At 39.7% G+C, this 21,271-nt stretch carries 21 protein-coding genes; all 21 read right to left on the bottom strand.

Annotation, left to right across the window (positions count from 1 at the left end):
- Positions 1-19 precede the first annotated feature (19 nt).
- Positions 20-838 (bottom strand): hypothetical protein, encoded by an 819-nt coding sequence (locus RG565_RS02705; RefSeq protein ID WP_084741130.1) that lies wholly within the window; start codon positions 836-838, stop codon positions 20-22.
- A gap of 13 nt (positions 839-851) precedes the next feature.
- Positions 852-1,106, bottom strand: coding sequence for a hypothetical protein (locus RG565_RS02710; RefSeq protein ID WP_049534255.1), 255 nt, complete (start codon positions 1,104-1,106; stop codon positions 852-854).
- Positions 1,107-1,119: 13 nt separating this feature from the next.
- Positions 1,120-1,557, bottom strand: coding sequence for a hypothetical protein (locus tag RG565_RS02715; protein ID WP_308937442.1), 438 nt, complete (start codon positions 1,555-1,557; stop codon positions 1,120-1,122).
- A 248-nt stretch (positions 1,558-1,805) separates the two neighbouring features.
- The gene (locus RG565_RS02720) at positions 1,806-4,448 is read right to left on the bottom strand and encodes a phage tail tip lysozyme (protein WP_308937443.1); all 2,643 of its coding nucleotides are present in this window, start codon (positions 4,446-4,448) and stop codon (positions 1,806-1,808) included.
- 17 nt (positions 4,449-4,465) lie between these two features.
- A complete protein-coding gene (locus tag RG565_RS02725; RefSeq protein ID WP_374989843.1) occupies positions 4,466-6,799 on the bottom strand; it encodes a VirB4-like conjugal transfer ATPase, CD1110 family in 2,334 nt (777 codons plus the stop codon).
- Complete coding sequence (locus tag RG565_RS02730; RefSeq protein WP_080977800.1) at positions 6,720-7,136, bottom strand: PrgI family mobile element protein; 417 nt, start codon at positions 7,134-7,136, stop codon at positions 6,720-6,722. Before RG565_RS02730 ends, RG565_RS02725 begins: the two co-directional genes overlap by 80 nt.
- A 64-nt stretch (positions 7,137-7,200) precedes the next feature.
- Positions 7,201-7,956 carry a hypothetical protein gene (locus tag RG565_RS02735; protein WP_049534242.1) on the bottom strand — a complete coding sequence of 252 codons (756 nt, stop codon included), beginning with the start codon at positions 7,954-7,956 and terminating at the stop codon, positions 7,201-7,203.
- Positions 7,957-7,966: 10 nt separating this feature from the next.
- Positions 7,967-8,194 (bottom strand): hypothetical protein, encoded by a 228-nt coding sequence (locus tag RG565_RS02740; protein WP_049512516.1) that lies wholly within the window; start codon positions 8,192-8,194, stop codon positions 7,967-7,969.
- Positions 8,195-8,263: 69 nt separating this feature from the next.
- Positions 8,264-8,836: a hypothetical protein gene (locus tag RG565_RS02745; protein ID WP_247936668.1), complete on the bottom strand. Its 573-nt coding sequence runs from the start codon at positions 8,834-8,836 to the stop codon at positions 8,264-8,266.
- Positions 8,837-8,930: 94 nt separating this feature from the next.
- Complete coding sequence (locus tag RG565_RS02750; protein ID WP_049534237.1) at positions 8,931-9,251, bottom strand: hypothetical protein; 321 nt, start codon at positions 9,249-9,251, stop codon at positions 8,931-8,933.
- A 348-nt stretch (positions 9,252-9,599) separates the two neighbouring features.
- Positions 9,600-9,863 carry a thiopurine S-methyltransferase gene (locus tag RG565_RS02755; protein WP_049534234.1) on the bottom strand — a complete coding sequence of 88 codons (264 nt, stop codon included), beginning with the start codon at positions 9,861-9,863 and terminating at the stop codon, positions 9,600-9,602.
- On the bottom strand, positions 9,863-10,684 hold the full coding sequence (locus tag RG565_RS02760; protein ID WP_247936669.1) for a replication initiator protein A: 822 nt from the start codon (positions 10,682-10,684) through the stop codon (positions 9,863-9,865). Before RG565_RS02760 ends, RG565_RS02755 begins: the two co-directional genes overlap by 1 nt.
- Positions 10,685-10,686: 2 nt before the next feature.
- On the bottom strand, positions 10,687-10,848 hold the full coding sequence (locus RG565_RS02765; RefSeq protein WP_049534230.1) for a hypothetical protein: 162 nt from the start codon (positions 10,846-10,848) through the stop codon (positions 10,687-10,689).
- A 138-nt stretch (positions 10,849-10,986) separates the two neighbouring features.
- Positions 10,987-14,166 (bottom strand): carbamoyl-phosphate synthase large subunit, encoded by a 3,180-nt coding sequence (gene carB / locus RG565_RS02770; protein ID WP_247936670.1) that lies wholly within the window; start codon positions 14,164-14,166, stop codon positions 10,987-10,989.
- 27 nt (positions 14,167-14,193) lie between these two features.
- The gene (locus tag RG565_RS02775) at positions 14,194-15,282 is read right to left on the bottom strand and encodes a carbamoyl phosphate synthase small subunit (RefSeq protein WP_003042289.1); all 1,089 of its coding nucleotides are present in this window, start codon (positions 15,280-15,282) and stop codon (positions 14,194-14,196) included.
- Positions 15,283-15,323: 41 nt separating this feature from the next.
- Positions 15,324-16,244, bottom strand: a complete 921-nt coding sequence (locus RG565_RS02780; RefSeq protein ID WP_049512886.1) for an aspartate carbamoyltransferase catalytic subunit — start codon at positions 16,242-16,244, stop codon at positions 15,324-15,326.
- 58 nt (positions 16,245-16,302) lie between these two features.
- Positions 16,303-17,571: a uracil-xanthine permease family protein gene (locus tag RG565_RS02785; RefSeq protein WP_049533894.1), complete on the bottom strand. Its 1,269-nt coding sequence runs from the start codon at positions 17,569-17,571 to the stop codon at positions 16,303-16,305.
- 4 nt (positions 17,572-17,575) lie between these two features.
- The gene (gene pyrR / locus RG565_RS02790; RefSeq protein ID WP_003024846.1) at positions 17,576-18,097 is read right to left on the bottom strand and encodes a bifunctional pyr operon transcriptional regulator/uracil phosphoribosyltransferase PyrR; all 522 of its coding nucleotides are present in this window, start codon (positions 18,095-18,097) and stop codon (positions 17,576-17,578) included.
- A gap of 280 nt (positions 18,098-18,377) precedes the next feature.
- Positions 18,378-19,289, bottom strand: a complete 912-nt coding sequence (gene whiA, locus RG565_RS02795; protein WP_049533888.1) for a DNA-binding protein WhiA — start codon at positions 19,287-19,289, stop codon at positions 18,378-18,380.
- Positions 19,286-20,263, bottom strand: coding sequence for a YvcK family protein (locus RG565_RS02800; protein ID WP_049533887.1), 978 nt, complete (start codon positions 20,261-20,263; stop codon positions 19,286-19,288). Before RG565_RS02800 ends, whiA begins: the two co-directional genes overlap by 4 nt.
- Positions 20,260-21,150 (bottom strand): RNase adapter RapZ, encoded by an 891-nt coding sequence (rapZ, locus tag RG565_RS02805; protein ID WP_247936671.1) that lies wholly within the window; start codon positions 21,148-21,150, stop codon positions 20,260-20,262. Before rapZ ends, RG565_RS02800 begins: the two co-directional genes overlap by 4 nt.
- Positions 21,151-21,271: the final 121 nt, after the last annotated feature.

A 21,271-nucleotide genomic window follows, 5' to 3' on the forward strand; every position in this document is an offset into this window, starting at 1 on the left:
GATAATTTTTCCTTTTCTATTAGTTATTCGGATATTTTTGAGTTTTCGGTTGTGTCGTTATAAGATAACCATAAGGAGCTTTAACAGATTTTTTAAGGGAATAGGTCAAGCGGACATTTGCTCGATTCTCCTTGTTATCTTTAACAACTAACACATAGGTAACGGTATAGCTATTACCTTTTTTAGTGATACCTTCCAGAATCACCGATTGGAGGGTACCCTCTGAAACGTTAATAGTTTCTTTCAAATCTTCTGTAACAAAATCGCTAACAGCTTTTCTAGTATTCGCATAGTAACTAGGTATGAAATAACGGTCAAATACATCAATAGCAGTTTTTTCCTTCTCAAAAGCTTGAAGCATTTTCACCTGCTTAGTTAGAGATTGATTCATCGTCTTTAAGCTAGTTATCTGACTAAAGGACAGACTGGCAAAGATTAAGCTAACAATCGCAACAAGCAAACTCAACAGGACAAGCAGTGACCGTTTTTGTCTTGTTGAACCAGGTGAGGAAGATAGGTGGTGCTGAGAGGGCGATTCTGAGGCATTTTTCAGTGATTTTCCTGAAGTCTTAGTTAATGTACTCAGAGGATTTGTTTTGCTAGGACGCTTGAAACCAAAGTCCTTCAGCAAGTCATCAATTATTCCATCGTATGGTAGGCTAAACTCAAGATTTTCCATCACTGAATCATCACGGTCTAGATGTTCAATCAAATAGCTTTCCGTTTCACCTAATGCTTTACAGCGTTTTTCTCTGATTTCCAATTGATTGAGCAACTCGTCACGATTGGTTACCAATTGGCTATGTAAGGTGTTGACATCTATGATTTTAAAAGTCATCTATCTTCACCTCCTAGTATGAGGAAGAAGGTTCTGAAGACGTTTCAGACGCCTTTTTAAGTGATTTAATTTCATCTGCAAACAGTTCCAAGTCATCCAAATCCAGATCACGTTCCGCAAGAAGTGCCAGAGTACGTTCCGTCTTGAGGTTTTTCACTTCGTCTTTGAGTTTAGCTACTCGCTTGGCATAGAAGTTTTTCTTTTCTTCCGCTTTCTGCAATGCTTCTTCTTTTTCAGCCAAACGGTCTTTAAGGTTTTTTTGTGCCATTTTATAATCTCCTTTATTTTGTTTCTGAATTACTTTCTGATGGAGGTGTTGCATCATCAGAAGTCTTTTGAGTATTGACGCTTGCATAGTCATTACTGTTATTAGCATCCACTAAAATAATACTTTCCATACGGTTTACTAAAAATTTGTTCTTCATTTTAGAAAAACTCAATCGTAAAGTAGCTGTATTGGTAGTGTTTTGAGACTGTGAGTAGTCGCTTTTCTTGGCTAAAAGCGTATTGGTATAAGTCACGCTAACCAGCGCTACATTCTCTTTTGTATCCAAGTAAATCTTAGAGCTTCGATACTCAAAGTCCACCACATAACCCTTATATGTTTGTGTAGTTGGTTCGTTCTCTAGAGAAACTGCCTGATTATACATTGCATCTGTCATGTATTCTTTGTAACGATTGCGATTTTCTCCCAGATCTTTCTTAGTATAGTAAACCATAAGAAAATCCTCTACATAATTTTGTGTTAATGAACCGTCTTGTGTCTTACTATTCTTAGTTGTAGTTGATCTCTTGGTTATAGTCTTTGGAGAACTTTGAGATTGTCCTCTTGCTCCAAAACCAAAACCAATCAAGAAAATCAACACAATTCCCAGAACAGTAGCTAAAATTTTGAAAAATTTTACTTTTTGAATATCTAACATGATTGAAAAGCGGTAGATTTTCGTCTACCGCTGCTCCTTTCCATTTATTTTGGTGTTGCAAAAGTATAGTACGCCTGATTTGATAGAACACGATAATGAACTTTGTCTTGGACTCCTAAATAATTACATTCTGAAATTAAGAAGGTTCCGTCATCATTGACAGCCTCAACAAAAGCGACGTGCCCATAAGCCACTGTGGTAAAGTCAAATCCACCAGCTGTCGAACAAACAGCTCCAGGGGTAGGAGTTATACTGAATCTCCAGCCTTTAGCAACTAAATTCCTCACCCAATCTTGACCATTGCCGTTATTACTTGAAAGGGCATTGCCAACCGTTCCTGTTTCCACGAGTCGGTTCGCCACATACCAAGTACATTGACCAACTGGGTAGTTATTGCCTGGCTGTGTTGTCATTGAAGTTGTTGAAGGCTTCCCAAAAGCCAATTTACTTTCCCAACCGCTTGGGAAATTCCAAGAAGAGGCCTTTGTTCCACTTCCTTTGATTGTTTGCTTGAAATACGTCAGCATTTGTTTTGCATTATTTTGACGTTCTTTGAGCTTATCGCCTGCATTCCCTTCCCAATGTACCAGAAAGCGCTGCGTCAGGGTCGCGACATTCTCATTACTCGTTAAAATAGATTTTAAAATGTGAATATAATAAGGATTATCTCCTTCTAGCATGAAATCAATCTGCAGTTCCAGGTCATACCACTTCTTTCCTTTTGATTTTGCATAGTTTCTAAGAAGTGTATTCCGAATGGCTCCATCTGAAGTATCCGTCCACATACCCAATCCTAAGCCACGGTGAACGACTAAAGAGCCGATACTTGCCCCTTGAGCAAAGCCCATATTGAGCCAATTTTCATCATCCCAGGAACTTTCTGTCGCCCCAATCGGGGGACTTAAATAATCGCTTTCTGCTCGTTTAGCCTTGATGTTACTTTCTGTCGCAAAATTTCCTAACATTGCCGCAATCCCATTATCCGTTGCATTCGGAATTTTCTTTTTAATGAAATCCCGTACAGCTCTAGAGCGTTGAGCTAAATCTCCAGAAATATCAAGGTCTGTCATGACAGAAGTAGTTTGTGTATAGTTCACCAGTTGGAAGTAAAAACCGACGTTTACATACGTCCATTTAGCTTTTTGCTTTTTCGTCGCCTTTTCTTCTTGTTTCTGGTAATAAACTTCCTGACCAGTGTTGCTCTTAACAGTTCCAATAAACGTACCTTGTTCAACGGTATCTCCTGTCTTGAAACGGATACCTGATACATCTTTGTAAGTGAATTTAGATTCCTTAGTTTCAATCGTGACATCAGTACCTGAAACCTTAACCGTCCCAGACATGACCGCCAAAAGCTGCTGCCCTGTATTAGCCTGAAGAACAGAACCTTGATAAATCTTGCTTTTACTGATATAGCCAAAACGTTTGACAATACGTAAAGGGCTATTATAATGTGCCTCATCTTTATCCGTATAAAATGGATTGTCTAATTCCTGCAGGTAAGTATAATAGCCATCTGTTTGAGCACTTTCCAATAGTTCTTCATAATCTTCACGGTCATCTTTTGGTAAGATAGCCCAAGCAATTTTTGACTTCTTACTATACAAGTCTTTCATTGTTTTAAGATGGTCTGTATCCTGATTCAGACCATTCCAAAGACTGGTTAAGGCATTCTCATAAGTTTTGTTATGGTCTGCTCCAGCTTGATTAGAGTTAATACCATCATCCCATTTTCCTTTCAAATCATAATCACCATAACGATAATTCATATAAGTCATGACTGAATCAATGTCTGACCAATAATCAACTCTAGAATTTGAGTTTTCTCTATCCAGGTGAGAGAAATAAAGCCAAGCTTGGTTGAGTTTAAACTCATCTTGAGAAACCGTAGAGCTTCCACCTAAAACACCGACAAGGGCAACGATGACCGCTGCTAAGAACATGATAATATAACTCTTAGCAGATAAGGGATTATGTAAAACCGTACGAAGAGGCTTAGTTAGTAAGTCAATCCCTCGACCCGCTCCACGTGTCACTTTACCAGTCTTAGAGGCTTTAAATCTGACTGTAAAGTTACGATAACGTTTAGCCAATTTACCTTGCCAGCTTTCCTGAAACGGTGTCCTTGTAAAACCTCGACCTCGGACAAAATTATAGCCTCGATTAGTAAGACCATAGCTTTTCTGTATCGTCCACTTTCCTAAATTTCCACCTGCTTTAACTGACCTTGAGGCACTATCTTTTTGGTAATGAAAGTTACGAATTTTTCGTCTGCCCTCTGCCACTGCTCCTAGGGTTTCATCTTGAGAAGCAGCGTTCTCAAGGTTTGAGCGAACAAGTTGTTTAGACGCCCGATAAGTCCCACGTCGAAACTTTTGTCCTACTGTTCCACCTGATTTTTCCGCTGTTTTGACATAAACCTTTTTAGCAATCCGTTTATCCTGCTTAGCACGCTTCCAAGCTTCCTTATCTTTGGGAGAGACTTTCAAACCGTAATGTTGCTTGCGCTTTTTAACCAACTTATAGAATTTCTTTTCCGCTTTTTGAGTCTCTTTAGCCTCTTTATAGGCGTCCTTCATAGCAAACTTAGCTTCTTTAACATTATAAGTATCTAATGCCTCTTGGGTGGCTTCCTTGACAGACTGACGACGTTCTCGAAAGCCACGTGTTTTTTTATGTTCCGTCAATCTGCCACCTCACTTTTCTAAGCGTCTGTAGCAATCAAATTGAAAAGTTTTGTTCCTCTTGGAATAGGATTTTCAAATGGTACAACTGTTGACCCAGCCACAATTAAACCTGTCCCCTTAGCCTTTGGTTTAGCTACATAGCGTAAAAGAGCAGGTGTTAAGTGAATGGTTTCAGCCAGAACTTTCAAATCTGTTGGCTTCTGCTTCAGCAGAATAACAAATTCACTATTTGAAAGCAGCTTACGCCCTTCTTCACGTGACATAAGAGTTTCTACATTTTGAGTGATCCCTGTTGGGATTGCTCCATACTTACGGACACGTGAGTACAATTCTGTAAAGAACTGCGCCTGATTATCTGTAGTAAACTGCAGTTGCATTTCATCAAAATAAATATGTGTCGTAAGTTTTCCTTGGTTATTGACTACCTGGTTCCAGATATAGTCTTGGATAACCATGAGGGCAAATGGTTTGAGTTTTCCAGAGAGTTTTTTCAGGTTAAAAATAACAAAGCGACTCTCCATATCAACGTTTGTCTCATACGAGAAGATATCCTGAGATCCCGTTGCATAGGATTCTGATTTAAGCGCAAGATTTTGTGCTTCTTGCTCAGGCTGTTGCTTCAGGATAACATGCCAATCTTTAAGCGTTGGCGTTCTATCTGTAATTTTCTCATAACAAAGATGAGTAACACGGTCAATAATGGAGAACTCCTCGTCTGTAACTTCTGTCAAGATGTTTTCAAACAATCCCATAATCAAGTTAGATTTTTGCCCGATTGGGTCTGTATCATCTGAGGATAAACTATCTTCATCTGGTAAGTCCATGAGGTTCAGGTGAGTGTTTGACCCTACATAAATATCAATGAGTTGGGCGCCAAATTCACGACCAATATCAGAGTATTCATCTTCTGGGTCAACAATAATCACACGGTCTTCAGGATATTTTAAAATAGTTGGAATAATCTCACCTGCTTTAACCGTAACAGACTTACCAGAACCAGAAGATCCCAACACAACGCCTGAGCCTGTATTAAGGTCTCGCTTACGGTCAACTGTTATAATATTATTGGATAGTTGATTTTGACCATAATATATCGCCCTTTTTGATGTAGATTGTAAATCTACATTGGTAAAAGGTACTTGGGTTGCGATATTTGAAGTGGTCATATCACGCATAAGGGACTTTTTCACGTCTAAAAAACAGCGTCCGATAGGTAAGACCGTGTTTAAGGCCTCTTCTTGGTGATAGTAAATATCTTCAAAATCTACCACATGTTTGCGGCCAGCTGTTTTGACACGGTTACTATATTCATTCAGTTGTTCTAAACTGTCCGCCTTAAAAAAGACACAAATAACACCTGAAAAGATTTTCTGATCATTATCCTGTACTTCTTTACGCCAACGCTTAGCTGCCTCATTGGTTTCACTGGCAACCCCACCGATAGCAAAATCTTCAGGAATCCCTTCTGAGAAACCTCGGCGCATTGATTTAATCATATCCAGCTTGACATTGCTTTCTGCTGTGTTAATGTCTTTCACTGCTTCACCAATATCATAAGGCTTAGCATTGATAGAGATGGCCAGTTCAATTCCTGTATCTGTTAAAGATTTAACGATTCCATCATTAAGGAATGAGGGATATTGACGGATAAACATAATTTTGGCAAACTTATCATCAATCATCATATAGTTTTCAAAAAATCGAATCCGATTAGGGGCTACAAAAGACTTTGTCTTCAATCCTGAAATGACCAAATCTTGGTAATCCAAGTTGAGATAAGGATTCCCACGAAGTAGGTCAGAAAAGATATTGAGTCGTTCGCTGCCCGTCTGTGCAGTTAGTGTAACCTCAACCCCTTGAAATTGATTGCGTAAGTTAGTCTCCACATCTTTCAGTTGACGTTTAGCCATTTTACGGTCAAAGGCTGACGTTGTGACGGTAATAAATTTTTCTACTGTAAAATTATTTTGGTCATAAGCAAAGCGGTGCTCAATCAAATCATTATATTCTTCTCGGTAATCGTCATAACCATCTCCTTCGGCATCATAGGTGATATTGGTTAATAGGTTACTATCGACTTGACGGTTGATGATAAGAAGTTGATAGCCATTATCTGAGTTGAGACTATTTAAAGCTCCAGCGTAAAAATCAACAATATCAACCTTTTCTTCCTCACCTGCAGTGATGTAATTCACATCACCAAGCCGAAAAGTCTGGGAATATTCACTCCCATCAATATACATAAGCCCATCCTCAAAGAGTAGCTCATAATCAATTGTATTTTGTGTTGAGGGCTTCATTGTTCGTTTGAGACGCTTCCCCCTCTCCTGTTGGGATGGGGTCAAACTCATTGACCCCTTTTTCTTGAGAAATGGTAAATTTACCATAAGGTTCCTCACTTTCAAATTCAGTTTGATAGGCTCTTTCTTGAATAGTTAGCCTAAAAGTCAACATATCTTTCAATCGTTCCTCTTGTTTCAGTCCAAAAATCATAAAGGGAATCAAAATAATAGGGAGGATAATATAATGCAAAATATCAGGTAAGCCTAATAAAATGATTCCTGCTGCTAGAATAGTCGCTAAAACAACACCTGTCAGCATGACTATATGGCGAAAAGTAAATCCGCCAATGATACTCCGTTCATAATCTTTGACTTCTTTCAAAAATTCACTGCCTAATTTATTCATACGGTCTCCTTTATCCATAATGCAGGGAAAGAAAAAAGTCAGAACTCCTGTCCTGACTAATAACTTAACCCATCACGTTTAATAAGCTCCTGGCTTTGCGGCTGCTTCCAATTAGAAGAAAAATAAAGACAATTCCTTTGGCAATAGAAGCGAAGGAAGCCACAAAATTTGCTAGAGCTCCGCTGCTACTTACTTTGAATAAATCATCCTGAACCACTAGGGGATAGATGGCACAAAGCACAATCAATACCAATCCTTGTAGCGCCACCGACGCAAAGGTCATAATGACATTTTTTGCAATGCCTCGAAAAGCATCTGACATAAAGAAAGCCACGATAACAGGTGCAATAGCTTTGAGTAGATACATTTCAACAAAGCGTAACATAATAAGGATATTGACTGTAACTTTTGTAATAAATTCAGTACCCCATCCAACTACTCTAATAACAGTCTTAACAATGATATTTCCTTTAGTTGGTTCTACAAATTCATAGGTAATATTCTTGTTCGTTGCGACCAGATGAATAGTTGCGTTTGTCAACCATAGAATCGCATCAAAGATTTGGCTAGAATAGGTGATTAAAACAAAAGCAAAAAGGTATTTAATTCCAACCTCTAACCAGGTTCTTACAGTAATTCCTCCACCTGAAAGGCGTAAATGTTGGTAAAAAGAGAGCATTTCTAGCATAAAAAAGAAGGATAATAAAATATAACCTACAGCTAACAAAGACTGATTGATAGCCATTATCTGAGTATTTAGTGTTGGGTTATATTTACTGAGACTTGAGGTCAACTGATTGATAATATTCGTATCAATCATAAGCGACTCCTTAAAATGCAATAGCGTTGAGAGCTGCCACTATAGCTGTTGTCAGACTGCCTGAAATGATTGCCATAGCACCTCCCGAGATGATAGATTCCAATCCTTGATCTTGACGGGTAGTGTCACGGCTGCGACGACCGCCAAAGTAATCATAAGCTCCAGTCAAGCCCCATGTGAGACCTAAAACAGTGATAATCGCTCCAACAACAGTAATAATACGTACGATAGTGTCCATAATTTTTTCTCCTTTTGAGTATGAAAAAGACGCCTCTTAATAGCTGGGACGTCTATGTAAGTATAATTGTTAATCAGGGTTAATTGTAGCGCCAACAGCGCCAATAACCGCCAGCAAAAGCATGATAGAAACTTCAATCATACCTCCAGGGAAGAGGGTCATTCCCTCAGATGAAATAGTATTTGAGGCTAAATTCATGTTAAAGAACCATTTACCACATAAAGTCATTACATTTGCGATAGGAAGTTCAAGGTTAGGAAATGGAATTGTTATAAGCATACCTCCAAAACCAATAATCAGTAAAATAGCAAATTTACCGACTATCCAAGTGATAAAAACCCCAATAATCATTTTCAACAAGTTAATTGCAAAGAGAACAAGAAAGATAGGGCTGTAAAAAAGAACCTTAAATAACCCAACCAAGAAATCCCAAAAAGATGTACCCGTCCATGGATAAACTCGGTTCTGACGCTTTGCTTTTCTCCGCTGCTTGCGGAACTCTTTCAAATCTTTTCGCTTTTGTTCAGGACTAGTTTCTTGTTCATACTTACGAACTGCAGCATTGTACTGATCAACCAGCTGATCTAGCCTATCTTTGGGCTTTTCTTGAGTAGTTGCCAGCGATTCTTTTTGTTCAGTCATCTTCTCACCCCATTCCCTTTTCTTAATTTCATTATACCATGTTTTACCGATTTTTTTGGTATAATAATAATTCGTGTATTACCAACACCTCCTTCTAGTCGTTATTAGGCCTGTGATAGCCTTTACCAGTGAGCTGTAAGATTGTTTCTCTCTTGTGCTTAACTTTTCTAGCGATAAGAATATTTCTTCGTTTCACTGTTCTTATCTGTTTGTAAATTTCTGGGTAGAAAACAATCATTTCAGCTTCGGTTTCTTGACCTGCGACAATTGCCAGGCGTTTTCTTATCGCATACTTTGCTTTCAATTCAATAATTTCGCCTGAATCTAGTCGAGCTGTCACGTCGCCCTGACGTCCTAAAGTTTTTAAATCTGACACGGTCACTTCCGTGTCTTTTCGTGTTTTAATTCCATTCATTTTGATTTCTCCTTTGTGATATGGAAGGCTGAATTACGCAGCCATCTTGGGAGGGTATCTCACCTCCGCCGTGGTTTTTTACGCAAGGTTTATAGTCTAGCTCACCTCAAACTCCTTTGGCTTATAGCATTGATTGCTATGCTTTTACGTTCCTGTGGCAGGCACTAGATATGCATTTCTAGCTCCCGTTACACCGCCCCTGCTTCTTCTTTTTATACCAAGCCACACTAATCGGGACAGTCGTTCTATTCAGTTGTCAAAGAACTTTAAGTAGTTTAATGACTTGCTTGGGTCTAGATTCTAAAAAAGTATATGCAATCAGTTCCCTAGACTTCCCTCTTGAATCTACTACCTTTTTGTAATAGTCACTTTTTTAACCCATCTTGGATTGATGGCAAATGGGGATTGTGCACTTGGAAAATTCATACTGGCTCCAGTTGATAAGCAATTACCAACCAATTGTTGTAATTCTTCTAGGTTGCGTGTAACTGAAATCGTTTCTGTTGTTTTATCATAATACTCAATCAACATCTCTAGCTCTTCTGCTGGTTTTTGAGTTTCTCGCATTGCAGCCATTCCTTGTGATTCTCTATTATTTCCAAAAAGTGCCATTAGTTTATCCCCTCCCGTTTTCTTACAATGTTATTCCATTCTGCTAGTAGTCCATTAAAGACATATTCAGCAAGTTTCTCAGACGATCGGGCGAATCTCATATGTTCTAGGGCATACTGATAACGATCATCAAATTTCAGCAGAATAAATTCGCTCGTGGTTTTTGAGAAATTCTCCTTCAGCAGCTGGTCATGAACCAACTCCCAAATATACTCCTTATCGTACTTGGTTACTTTATCAACTTTTCGAGATAAGACCTCTTTTTCTTCCTGATAAGAGTTTTTAATCTGCCTCTCCTCATCCTCCTCTATAATAAAACCAGTATCACTATTATTAGTATCACTAATATCAGTATCATTAGGTTCTGATTTTCCGACTTCTTGAATTCGGTTTTTCAGAAGTCCGGACTTCTGATTTTCAGAGTTTCGGAAGTCGGAAAAATCGACTTCCGCTTGTACCAAGGGTTTAGCTGATGTTTCAGGTGATAAAATACCTAGATAAATTAGATTTGGTTTGTTCACGCCTTGACGAACTTCTTCCAACAACTCATATTTTGCTAACTCTTTTTTGAGTTTAATTGCCTTATCTTTACCACAACCCATCATCTCTCCAATCTCTTCAATGGTAAAGATAAAGTAAATATTTCCATCTTCATCTACCCAATTATTTTTAAGAGAAAGTTCAAAACGATCTTTAAGAATTGCATACAACAATTTTGAGTCAGCAGACATTTTCTTATAGCGTGGAGACTCAAAGAACTGTTTTGGCACTCGGAAGAATCTCTCGCTATTATTGACCTGTTTTATTGATATTCTTTCCATGCCTATGCCTCTTTCAATCTAAAATCACCCTTTGAATTGAAACCAATCAATCCAAAAGATTCAAGTTCTTTAATACTTATCATTGTTTCTTGACGTGTTAAACCTGTTTCTTTCATCAGGAATGAAAGAATGGCTTCTCGTGTTTCTTTCTCTTTAGGCGACATATTAGCCCTCCTTAGGTATTTTGAGTAAAACAAAAGAGAACGTGAATTTACGTTCTCTTAACTTATTTTATTCAATTCTCCCAATTCGGGACACATACTAAAAAAAGAACTTAATATCATGACAAAAAGAATACTGCTCTAAATTGCTTCTGTCATAAAGCTACGACTTTCTAAGACCTTTAGCATGGCATCAGCTGTATCAAGTGCTGTAAATAGCGGCACTCCATGCTCAATGGCTGATTGACGGATAGCCTGACCGTGCTTATCAGCCGTTCGCTTCGTTCCGACTGTATTGATAATCGCCTGAACCTTGCCTTTGCGAACAAAGGCAGGAATGTCATTGTTATCGGCTGTACCAATTTTTTCAACCAATTGTGTCGAAACACCATTTTCTTCAAAGAATTTCGCTGTACCTTGTGTTGCTAAAATACTGTATCCAATCGCTGCAAAACGTTTCGCTAATGCGAGGGCTTCTTTCTTATTTTCGTCCGCAATCGTAAAGACAACATTGCCAAAGTTTGGAAGATGTAGATAAGAGGCTTCAAAAGCCTTGTATAAAGCTTTTTCAAGAGTTACATCTGTTCCCATAACCTCACCCGTCGATTTCATTTCAGGACCAAGAAGGCTATCTACCTTGGCCAACTTAGTGAAGGAAAAGACTGGTGCTTTAACATGTACATTTTGACTTTCTGGATAAAGACCATCTTCATACCCTAGCTCCGCTAAAGTTTGACCGAGAATCAACCGAGTTGCCACCTGTGCCATAGGGATATCCGTCACTTTAGACAAGAATGGCACCGTCCGGCTAGCACGAGGATTGACCTCAATGACATAAACCTTCTCATCTTTGATGACAAACTGAATGTTCATCATACCGATACAGTGAAGTCCGATAGCCAATTTCTTAGTATAATCGGCGATAGTCCGCTGAACTTGAGCAGATAAGGTTTGCGGAGGATAAACAGCCATAGAATCACCTGAGTGAACTCCAGCCCGTTCAATATGTTCCATAATACCTGGAATTAAGACCTGATGACCGTCCGAAATGGCATCTACCTCACATTCCTTGCCAACAATGTAAGAGTCTACCAACACCGGATGATCGGGACTAGCCTTGACAGCAGTCCGCATATAGGAGCGAAGGTCTGCTTCGTTCTCTACAATCTCCATAGCACGACCGCCCAGAACATAAGAAGGACGCACCAAGACTGGGAAGCCAATCTTGCTGGCTGCTGCCACCGCTTCTTCTTCATTCGTCGCTGTCTGACCTGGTGGCTGCGGAATATTCAAATCCTTAAGAGCCTGTTCAAACAAATCACGGTCTTCTGCACGGTCAAGGTCAGCTACCTGAGTACCTAAAATTTTCACGCCAGCTTTTGACAATGGCTCAGCTAGATTGATAGCGGTTTGTCCACCAAATTGGACGATGACTCCCTTTGGCTGCTCCAGTTCAATGACATTCATGACATCTTCAAAAGTCAAGGGTTCAAAGTAAAGCTTGTCAGAAACCGAAAAATCTGTTGAGACCGTTTCAGGATTACTATTCATAATGATTGCTTCATAGCCAGCTGCTTGAATGGCCTTGACAGAATGCACAGTAGCATAGTCAAATTCTACTCCTTGACCAATTCGAATAGGTCCAGAGCCCAACACTAGAACAGACTCTTTTTCTGACTTGATTGATTCATTTTCAAAAGCATAAGTAGAATAAAAATATGGTGTGCTTGATTCAAACTCAGCTGCACAGGTGTCAACCATTTTATAGACTGGAAGAATCCGCTCTTCTTTACGAAATTGACGTATTTCTTCTGCTGTCATTTTCCAAAGCCGAGCTAATTTAGTATCTGCAAAGCCGTTTTGCTTAGCCTGTCTAAGCAGATTTGCATCTCCAATATGAGTCATTAACTTCTGCTCTAATTCATGAATGTGAAGCAATTTATCCAGAAAGAACAAATCAATCTTGGTTAACTTTGCAATTTCTTCAATATCATAGCCACGGCGAATGGCTTCAGATATATAAAAAAGACGATCATCTTGCGCTTTGACGACTTTTTCTAGTAAATCATCATCTGCCACTTGATTTAGTTCTGGCATTTCATTATGATCAACACCAATTTCCAGAGAACGACAGGCTTTGAGCAAGCTTTCTTCGATATTACGCCCAATAGCCATGACCTCACCGGTAGCTTTCATCTGCGTTCCCAGATGACGTTCTCCATGTTCAAATTTATCAAAAGGAAAACGTGGAATTTTAGCTACAACATAATCCAGAGCCGGTTCAAACATGGCATAAGTTGTGCCTGTGACCGGATTAATAACTTCATCTAGTGTCAAGCCAATGGCGATTTTTGCGGCCAATTTAGCAATAGGATAACCCGTTGCTTTAGAAGCTAAGGCAGATGAACGAGACACGCGCGGATTGACTTCAATGACATAGTAATTAAAGCTATGTGAATCCAATGCCAACTGCACATTACAGCCTCCTTCGATTTTTAGAGCACGGATAATTTTCAAGCTAGCATCCCGCAACATTTGATTTTCATAATCCGAAATAGTTTGCGTTGGTGCAAAGACAATGGAATCACCTGTGTGTACACCGACTGGATCAAAGTTTTCCATATTGCAGACCACCAAAGCATTGTCGGCTGCATCGCGCATAACTTCGTACTCAATTTCCTTGAAACCAGCAATAGAGCGCTCAATCAAACACTGAGTCACCGGAGATAATTTCAGACCATTTTCAGCAATCTCTCGCAATTCTTCCTCATTGGCACACATTCCGCCGCCAGTTCCCCCTAAGGTAAAGGCTGGGCGAACAATGACTGGGTAGCCTATTTTCGCTGCAAAGTCTACCGCTTCTTCGACTGTATTTACAATTTCAGATTCTGGAATAGGCTGTTCCAGCTCTTCCATGAGCTGCTTAAACAAATCACGATCCTCAGCTTGGTCAATAGCCGACAGCTTAGTTCCTAAAAGTTCGACACCTAGCTCATCCAAGATACCTTCTTTGGATAATTCCATTGCCATATTGAGTCCTGTTTGCCCACCCAATGTCGGCAGAAGTGCATCTGGTCGCTCTTTCCGTAAGATTCTAGTGACAAATTCCAGCGTGATTGGTTCAATATAAACCTTGTCAACAATTTCCTTGTCTGTCATAATCGTTGCAGGATTGGAATTAACTAAAACGACTGTGTAGCCTTCTTCTTTCAAAGACAAGCAAGCCTGCGTTCCTGCATAATCAAACTCAGCAGCCTGTCCAATGACAATGGGACCAGAGCCAATCACCATAATTTTCTGAATATCTGTACGTTTTGGCATGTTTTTCTCCTATTCCTAATCCATTGATTACAATGAACTATGCTGTTGTTTAAAAGCATCAATCATTTCCATAAACTCATCAAAGAGATAACTGGCATCATGTGGTCCTGGTGCAGCATCAGGATGAAACTGCACTGAAAAAGCAGGGAAAAACCGATGTCGCACACCCTCAATAGACTTGTCATTGATTTCCTCATGTGTAATCAGCAACTCGCTCGGAAAATTTTCCCGACTAACAGCATAACCATGATTTTGGCTGGTAAAATCAATTCGCCCTGTCGCAATCTCTCTGACAGCATGATTAAAACCACGGTGACCGAATTTCATTTTATAAGTCTGAGCTCCATTTGCCTTACTAAAAAGTTGATGTCCCATGCAGATACCAAAAAGAGGAATTTTACCTTGAATCCCTCGAATCATGTCTAGCACTTGCGGTACATCATCTGGATTACCTGGACCGTTGGATAACATGACACCGTCAGGGTGAAGGTGAAGAATATCTGCTGCACTTGTATCATAGGGAACAACTGTCACATTACAATTGCGTGCCGCTAATTCACGAAGAATCGAATGTTTCAACCCAAAATCAACTAACACAATACTAGGACCCGAACCCGGTGCTGGATACGGTGTCTTTGTTGAAACTTGTTTGATATTATCGGTCGGCAAAACGGTCGCCTTCAACTGATCTTGCAGATGCACCATTTGGTCGCCTACATTGGCTATTGTTGCTTTCATCGTTCCATGCTGCCGAATGATTTTCGTCAATGCCCGTGTATCAATACCAGCAATTCCTGGAATTTTCTTGACTTTTAAAAACTCGTCCAAAGTCATCTGATTACGCCAATTGCTCGCTCGGCGTGCCCACTCATAAACGACCACTCCTTTACAAGTAGGAGTGATCGATTCGTAGTCATCACGGTTAATTCCATAATTTCCGATTAACGGATAAGTAAAGGTTAAGATTTGTCCATTATAAGACTGATCTGTAATAGATTCTTGATAGCCGGTCATACCTGTATTAAAGACGATTTCTCCAGTCACATCCATATCAGCACCGAACGCCTCTCCTTCAAATACTGTTCCATCTTCCAGAATTAACAAGCGTTTTTCCATTTTCCCCTCCGTTTGTTATTGCAACAACGTATTAATGCTTATTATTTTTTTCGTCCATTTAGGACAGACTCGATAATTGCCATCCGAACAAATACACCATTTGTCATTTGTTCTACAATACGAGATTTTGGAGCTTCCACTAAGTGGTCTGCAATTTCCACATCACGATTTACTGGGGCCGGATGCATGATGATGGCTGTATCTTTCAGCTTATCATATCGTTCCTGTGTTAGACCATGCATTTTATGGTAATTTTCTTTTGAAAAGAGTGAATCATCATCATGGCGCTCGTGCTGCACGCGCAGAAGCATTAAGACGTCTACTTGGTCAACGACTTCATCAAGTGTGACAAATTGCCCATAATCTGCAAATTCTTCACTTCTCCATACTTCTGGACCTGCAAAATAAAGTTCTGCACCCAGACGCTTCAAGATTTGCATATTTGACTTCGCCACACGCGAATGATCTAAGTCACCTGCAATCGCAATCTTCAAGCCATCAAAATGCCCAAACTCTTGATAAATGGTCATCAAATCTAGCAAACTTTGACTCGGATGTTGTCCAGAGCCATCACCACCATTCACAATTGAAGTTGTAATCGTTGGACTTTCAACTAATTCCTTGTAATAGTCCACTTCTGGATGACGAATGACACAGACATCCACTCCGAGCGCTGACATGGTTAAAATCGTATCATATAAGGTCTCTCCTTTGTTGATAGAGCTGGTCTTTGAATCAAAATCCAAAAGGTCACAACCTAGTTTTAATTCCGCTACTTCAAAGGCTTTATGTGTTCGCGTAGAGGGCTCAAAGAAGAGATTAGCGATAATATGTTGTTCATCATAATGAGCTTTCGCTCCATTTTTAAATTCAATGCCACGTTTGATTAAACTTAAGACTTCCTCATTGGTAAGAGTTTCCATAGAGACAACATTTTTAAGAGCGATTTGATTAGATGACATGGTGTATTTCTCCTTTTATTAGATACGGCGTTTCTTTCAATAAAGTTAAGAATTCAAACTAATTTTTAGGTTCTGGCAAGATAAGATAGAGCACAATTCCAAGAACCGTTGACAAGGCAACCCCTGAAATTTGCAGACCTGAAAGTTGCAAGGTTAAGCCGCCAATCCCAGCGACTAAGATCACACTAGCAATCAACAGATTTTTCTTATTGTCAAAGTCCGTTTGCTTTTCAATTAAAATTTTCAAACCACTAGAAGCGATGACTCCAAAGAGCGCAATAGAAATACCGCCTAGAACTGGAGTTGGAATGGATTGCAAGAGGGCAGAAACTTTCCCAACAAAACTCATCACAATCGCAAGTACTGCTGCACCTGCAATAACATAAACGCTATAGATTTTATTGAGAGCCATCACACCGATATTTTCACCGTAACTCGTTACTGGTGGCGCACCGAAAATCCCAGCGATAACTTGTGCAAGACCATCTCCGGCAAGAGTTTTATCCAATCCTGGGTCTTTAAAGAAATCTTTTCCGGTCAAGCTATTCAATACCATAACATGACCAAAGTGCTCTGTCATAGTTACAAATGCAATTGGAGCCATTGTTAAAATCGCACTTGGATAAAATTTTACATTATAGTCTAAGAAAGGAAGGTGCATAGGTGGGACATGGAACCATGAAGCTTGAGAGACTTTTGCAAAGGAAATAATTTCTTCTCCTGTTACCACTCCAAGAATGAGCGCGAAGACATATCCGACAATCAAGCCTAACAGCACTGGAATAATTCCAACAATCTTTTTACCATAGATATTAAAGAGGATGACTGCAAAGAGAGTGACAATTCCAATGATGAAATAAGTTAAATTGTATTTACCGTCTTTTAGCATGACATCATTTACAGCTGTGCTTGCTAGGCTTAGTCCGATGACCATAATGATTGGTCCTACCACAACTGGCGGCAAAATCTTATCAATCCAAGCATTCCCAGCGAACTTCACAATAAGAGCTACAATGAAGTAAACCAAACCACCTGTAATGGCACCTTGAGCGACTGCTGCGATACCGTCTGTTTTCATCAACATTTGCATAGCTGCAATATAAGCGAAACTAGACCCCATATAAGCTGGCACTTTGTACTTGGTGACTGTTAAGTGTGCCAAGGTTCCTAGACCGCTTGAAAACAAGGCAACTGCTGGGTCGATTCCAACCAGAATTGGAACAAGAACCGTTGCTCCAAACATGGCAAACAAATGCTGAAAGGACAATCCTACAAGCAAACCAGGTTTTGGCATATCGTGTACATCATATTTCACATCTTGACTCATTTTCTTATAACTCCTCCGCAATCAAGACACGGTCTTGACCATCCTGTTCTATCATTTCCACAATAATTTCTTCTGTTCGACTAGTTGGAATGTTTTTGCCCACATAATCTGCTCGAATCGGCAATTCACGGTGTCCGCGGTCTACTAAAACAGCCAAGCTCACGCGTGATGGACGTCCCAAGCTAACTAGATTATCAATAGCAGCACGAATGGTGCGTCCTGTATAGAGGACATCATCTACCAAGATGACTTCGCGGTCTGTAATATCAACAGGAACATGTGTTGTGTCTTCTTCCACTTTAAAATCATCGCGGAATGGTTTGGTATCCAACTCACCGATAGGTACATCAATCTTTTCAAGTTGCGCTAATCGTTCTTGAATCCGCTGTGCAATGTAAACACCCCGTGTTTTTATACCAATCAAGACAATCTTGTCTAGCTCTTTGTTGCGCTCAATGATTTCATAAGTGATCCGTGTAATGGCACGTTTCATTGTCAAACCATCAACAACTTCTTTTGTTTTCATGGAAAACCTCCTGTATAAAAAGTTAAAAGAAAAAGTCTCCTTCACAAGGAGACTTCAGAAAATCTAGGTAAGCATAGAGAAACTGCTAACAGCCTCACTGTACTATACCATCTTATACTTTGACTCCTTGTCTGCCTCACGGGACAGATTTAAAGGATTATTTAATTTTTATTACTATATCACACTTTTTGAAAATTTTCAAGAGAAAACCGTAAAGTTTTAATGGAAATTTTCAAATTGATTCCGCCTATAATATATAATCCCCATTTCTTTGCATTTTCTACAACTCATTTGCGATTTTATTGATTTTCCTCAAGCGATGATTGACACCACTTTTCGTCAAAGGCTTACTAAGACTTTCTGCCAACTGCTGGATAGAATAATCCGGATGATTGACACGCAGATAAGCTACCTCTTGCAAATCAACCGGCAAGCTCTCTAAACCAACTGTGCCAATGATTTTGCTAATGTTATGAATGGTTTTCATGCTAGCTGTCACCGTTCGAGCAATATTCGCCGTTTCCGCATTATTCGTTCGATTCAGATCATTTCTAGCCTCTCGCAAGAGCTTGACCGACTCAAACTCAGTCATTGCTTTCATAGCCCCAATCACAATCAAAAAGTCCATAATGTCCTCAGCTCGCTGCAGATAGGTTACTGAGCCTTTTTTGCGCTCAATTGTCTTGGCATCCAATAAAAACTTTCGCATCAAAGCGGCTAAATCTTCCGCATGGTCAGAATAGACCGACAAGATTTCCAGTTGATATTTCCCAGAATCTGGATCACGCATACTGCCCGTGGATAAAAAGGCTCCTCGTAAATACGATCGGCTCGCTTCATCATCTGATAAAATAGCTTGGTCAATGCCTGCTTCAATCCCAAAAAAGGAGTCTGCCAAGTGTAAATCAGCTAAAATTTGTTCCACACCTTCGTCTAAAAAAACAGTATAAACACGATTTTTCCGAAGATTCGCTTTTTGATGATGACGAATATCCGATTTGACTTGATAAAAAGCTGCCAACAATTCATAAATGTGACGAGCGATTTTTGCATTTTCTGTCGTAACAGATAATGTTAAGCCTTGACTAGAAATTCCTAAACTGCCTGACATCTTAATGATAGCCGATAATTCCGTTTTATCTTTTTTGCCTAGGCCAAGCAGTTCTTCTTTCACTTTAATGGTAAAACTCATTTGCGCACCTGTATAATCTGCATAAGTTCATCGACGACTGATTCACCATCATGAAAAGCTCCGCCATTTTCCAAGCGAAGAAAATTAGACGAAATGACACGAGGTACTTGCTCTTTCAAACCTTTAAAATCATGCTCAACCTGCACCAAATACTCATCAAATTTATTAGAATTCATATACTCTTGAGGAACTTCCTCAATATTCACCAAAACAGTATCAATAAATCGTTTTCCTAAATGTCGATGCAAAACAGCCACGTGGTCACTATCTGTGAAATGCTCGGTTTCACCACGCTGGGTCATAATATTGCAGACATAAGCGATTTCCGCCTTTGTTTCTAAAAGAGCTTGTCCAATTTCTTCAATCATCATATTGGGTAAGATAGAGGTAAACAATGACCCTGGTCCCAAAACAACCATATCACTTTCTAAAATCGTCTCTACCACTTTGCGACTAGCCACCGGCTTCTGGTCATTATAGGTATTGGTGACATAAACTCGTTCAATCATACCTTGGTGTTCTGCGAGATGACTTTCTCCAGCGACTTCGCTTCCATCAGTAAATACAGCATGAAGCGTTAAAGGTATATCACAAGACGGATAAATTTTGCCAGTTGTGTGGAAAAACTTAGTCAATAGCTGCATAGCGTTGTAAGTCGACCCTTGCATTTCTGAAATACCTGCAATAATCAAGTTCCCCAGTGGATGTCCAGCTAAAGCACCGTCTTCATCTGCAAAGCGATATTGAAAAACTTTTTCATAAAAGCGCGGCATGTCCGATAAAGCCACCAAAACATTTCGCAAATCACCGGGCGGTGTCAATTGTTGAATGTTTTTTCGCAATTCCCCCGAACTTCCACCGTCATCAGCGACCGTCACAATAGCAGCAATGTCTACATCTTTCTTACGCAAACTGTTCAAAATGACTGAAATCCCTGTACCACCACCGATAACGGCTATCTTTGGTCTCCTCATGAACGATTCACCGTTTCCTTTCTGCGGTCTTTGTCTCGATGTGATGAGTGAACGGTCCATTCGCTTGCCAAATCATCTGCTAGACGTTGTGCAAAAGCTACGCTTCTGTGTTGACCGCCTGTACAACCAACCGCAATTGTTAAAACAGATTTCCCCTCTTTTTTGTAGCCCGGTAAAATCGGTTTGATAAGAGCCACTAAGTGCTGATAAAATTCTTCTGACTCCGTATGATTCATCACATAATCATAAACTGGTTTATCAAGTCCTGTTTGATTGCGAAGTTCTGGTTGGTAATATGGATTTGGTAAAAAACGCACATCAAAGACAAGGTCGGCATCTAGCGGAAGACCATATTTAAAGCCAAAACTCACCACTTCAATGCGAAACGATTGGAGTTTCGTTGGATCTGAAAAATGTTCAGAAATGGTTTTACGCAACCCGCGCGGTGTTAATTCGGTCGTATCTACCACGTTTTGACTCATGTTTTTCAACGGTGCTAGTAACTCACGTTCTAGCTTGATACCGTCTAAAATACGACCGTCTGCTGCTAAGGGGTGGCTACGCCGCGTTTCCTTGTAACGTGCAACTAATTCTGTATCTGCCGCATCTAAAAACAAAATCTTAAAATCAAGTCCAGCGTTACTTTCAATCTCATCTAGAACTTTCTGAATCTCAGAAAAGAAGGAACGACTACGCATATCTACAACCATAGCAATCTTGTCGTTGTCTTGCGTTGTTTCGATTAACTGCAAAAATTTAGGAACCAGCGTGGGGGGCATATTATCAATCGTAAAATAGCCCAAATCTTCAAAAGACTGGATGGCTACGGTCTTTCCCGCTCCACTCATTCCCGTCACGATAACCAAATGAATTTGTTTGTCTGACATATCTCCTCCTTGATAAAACAATCAATTTTCAGTATATTAAAACATTTCCAATTCCTTTTTATTATAACACACCCAGTACAATTCGGATAGTAAAAAAGAGAGAACAAAAGCAATCGCTATC

The organism is Streptococcus sp. IsoGale021, from assembly GCF_031142795.1.
In the GTDB taxonomy this organism is placed as follows: domain Bacteria; phylum Bacillota; class Bacilli; order Lactobacillales; family Streptococcaceae; genus Streptococcus; species Streptococcus hominis.

Bases quoted from the DNA above. Each gene is read 5' to 3' on its own strand.
- RG565_RS02750 (WP_049534237.1), bottom strand. From the start codon at position 9,251: ATGAATGGAATTAAAACACGAAAAGACACGGAAGTGACCGTGTCAGAT.
- carB (WP_247936670.1), bottom strand. From the start codon at position 14,166: ATGCCAAAACGTACAGATATTCAGAAAATTATGGTGATTGGCTCTGGT.
- RG565_RS02800 (WP_049533887.1), bottom strand. From the start codon at position 20,263: ATGAGGAGACCAAAGATAGCCGTTATCGGTGGTGGTACAGGGATTTCA.
- RG565_RS02780 (WP_049512886.1), bottom strand. From the start codon at position 16,244: ATGTCATCTAATCAAATCGCTCTTAAAAATGTTGTCTCTATGGAAACT.
- RG565_RS02725 (WP_374989843.1), bottom strand. From the start codon at position 6,799: ATGAGTTTGACCCCATCCCAACAGGAGAGGGGGAAGCGTCTCAAACGA.
- RG565_RS02710 (WP_049534255.1), bottom strand. From the start codon at position 1,106: ATGGCACAAAAAAACCTTAAAGACCGTTTGGCTGAAAAAGAAGAAGCA.
- RG565_RS02730 (WP_080977800.1), bottom strand. From the start codon at position 7,136: ATGAATAAATTAGGCAGTGAATTTTTGAAAGAAGTCAAAGATTATGAA.
- pyrR (WP_003024846.1), bottom strand. From the start codon at position 18,097: ATGAAAACAAAAGAAGTTGTTGATGGTTTGACAATGAAACGTGCCATT.
- RG565_RS02745 (WP_247936668.1), bottom strand. From the start codon at position 8,836: ATGACTGAACAAAAAGAATCGCTGGCAACTACTCAAGAAAAGCCCAAA.
- RG565_RS02755 (WP_049534234.1), bottom strand. From the start codon at position 9,863: ATGGCACTTTTTGGAAATAATAGAGAATCACAAGGAATGGCTGCAATG.
- rapZ (WP_247936671.1), bottom strand. From the start codon at position 21,150: ATGTCAGACAAACAAATTCATTTGGTTATCGTGACGGGAATGAGTGGA.
- RG565_RS02785 (WP_049533894.1), bottom strand. From the start codon at position 17,571: ATGAGTCAAGATGTGAAATATGATGTACACGATATGCCAAAACCTGGT.
- RG565_RS02740 (WP_049512516.1), bottom strand. From the start codon at position 8,194: ATGGACACTATCGTACGTATTATTACTGTTGTTGGAGCGATTATCACT.
- whiA (WP_049533888.1), bottom strand. From the start codon at position 19,289: ATGAGTTTTACCATTAAAGTGAAAGAAGAACTGCTTGGCCTAGGCAAA.
- RG565_RS02775 (WP_003042289.1), bottom strand. From the start codon at position 15,282: ATGGAAAAACGCTTGTTAATTCTGGAAGATGGAACAGTATTTGAAGGA.
- RG565_RS02705 (WP_084741130.1), bottom strand. From the start codon at position 838: ATGACTTTTAAAATCATAGATGTCAACACCTTACATAGCCAATTGGTA.
- RG565_RS02735 (WP_049534242.1), bottom strand. From the start codon at position 7,956: ATGATTGATACGAATATTATCAATCAGTTGACCTCAAGTCTCAGTAAA.
- RG565_RS02760 (WP_247936669.1), bottom strand. From the start codon at position 10,684: ATGGAAAGAATATCAATAAAACAGGTCAATAATAGCGAGAGATTCTTC.
- RG565_RS02715 (WP_308937442.1), bottom strand. From the start codon at position 1,557: ATGGTTTACTATACTAAGAAAGATCTGGGAGAAAATCGCAATCGTTAC.
- RG565_RS02765 (WP_049534230.1), bottom strand. From the start codon at position 10,848: ATGTCGCCTAAAGAGAAAGAAACACGAGAAGCCATTCTTTCATTCCTG.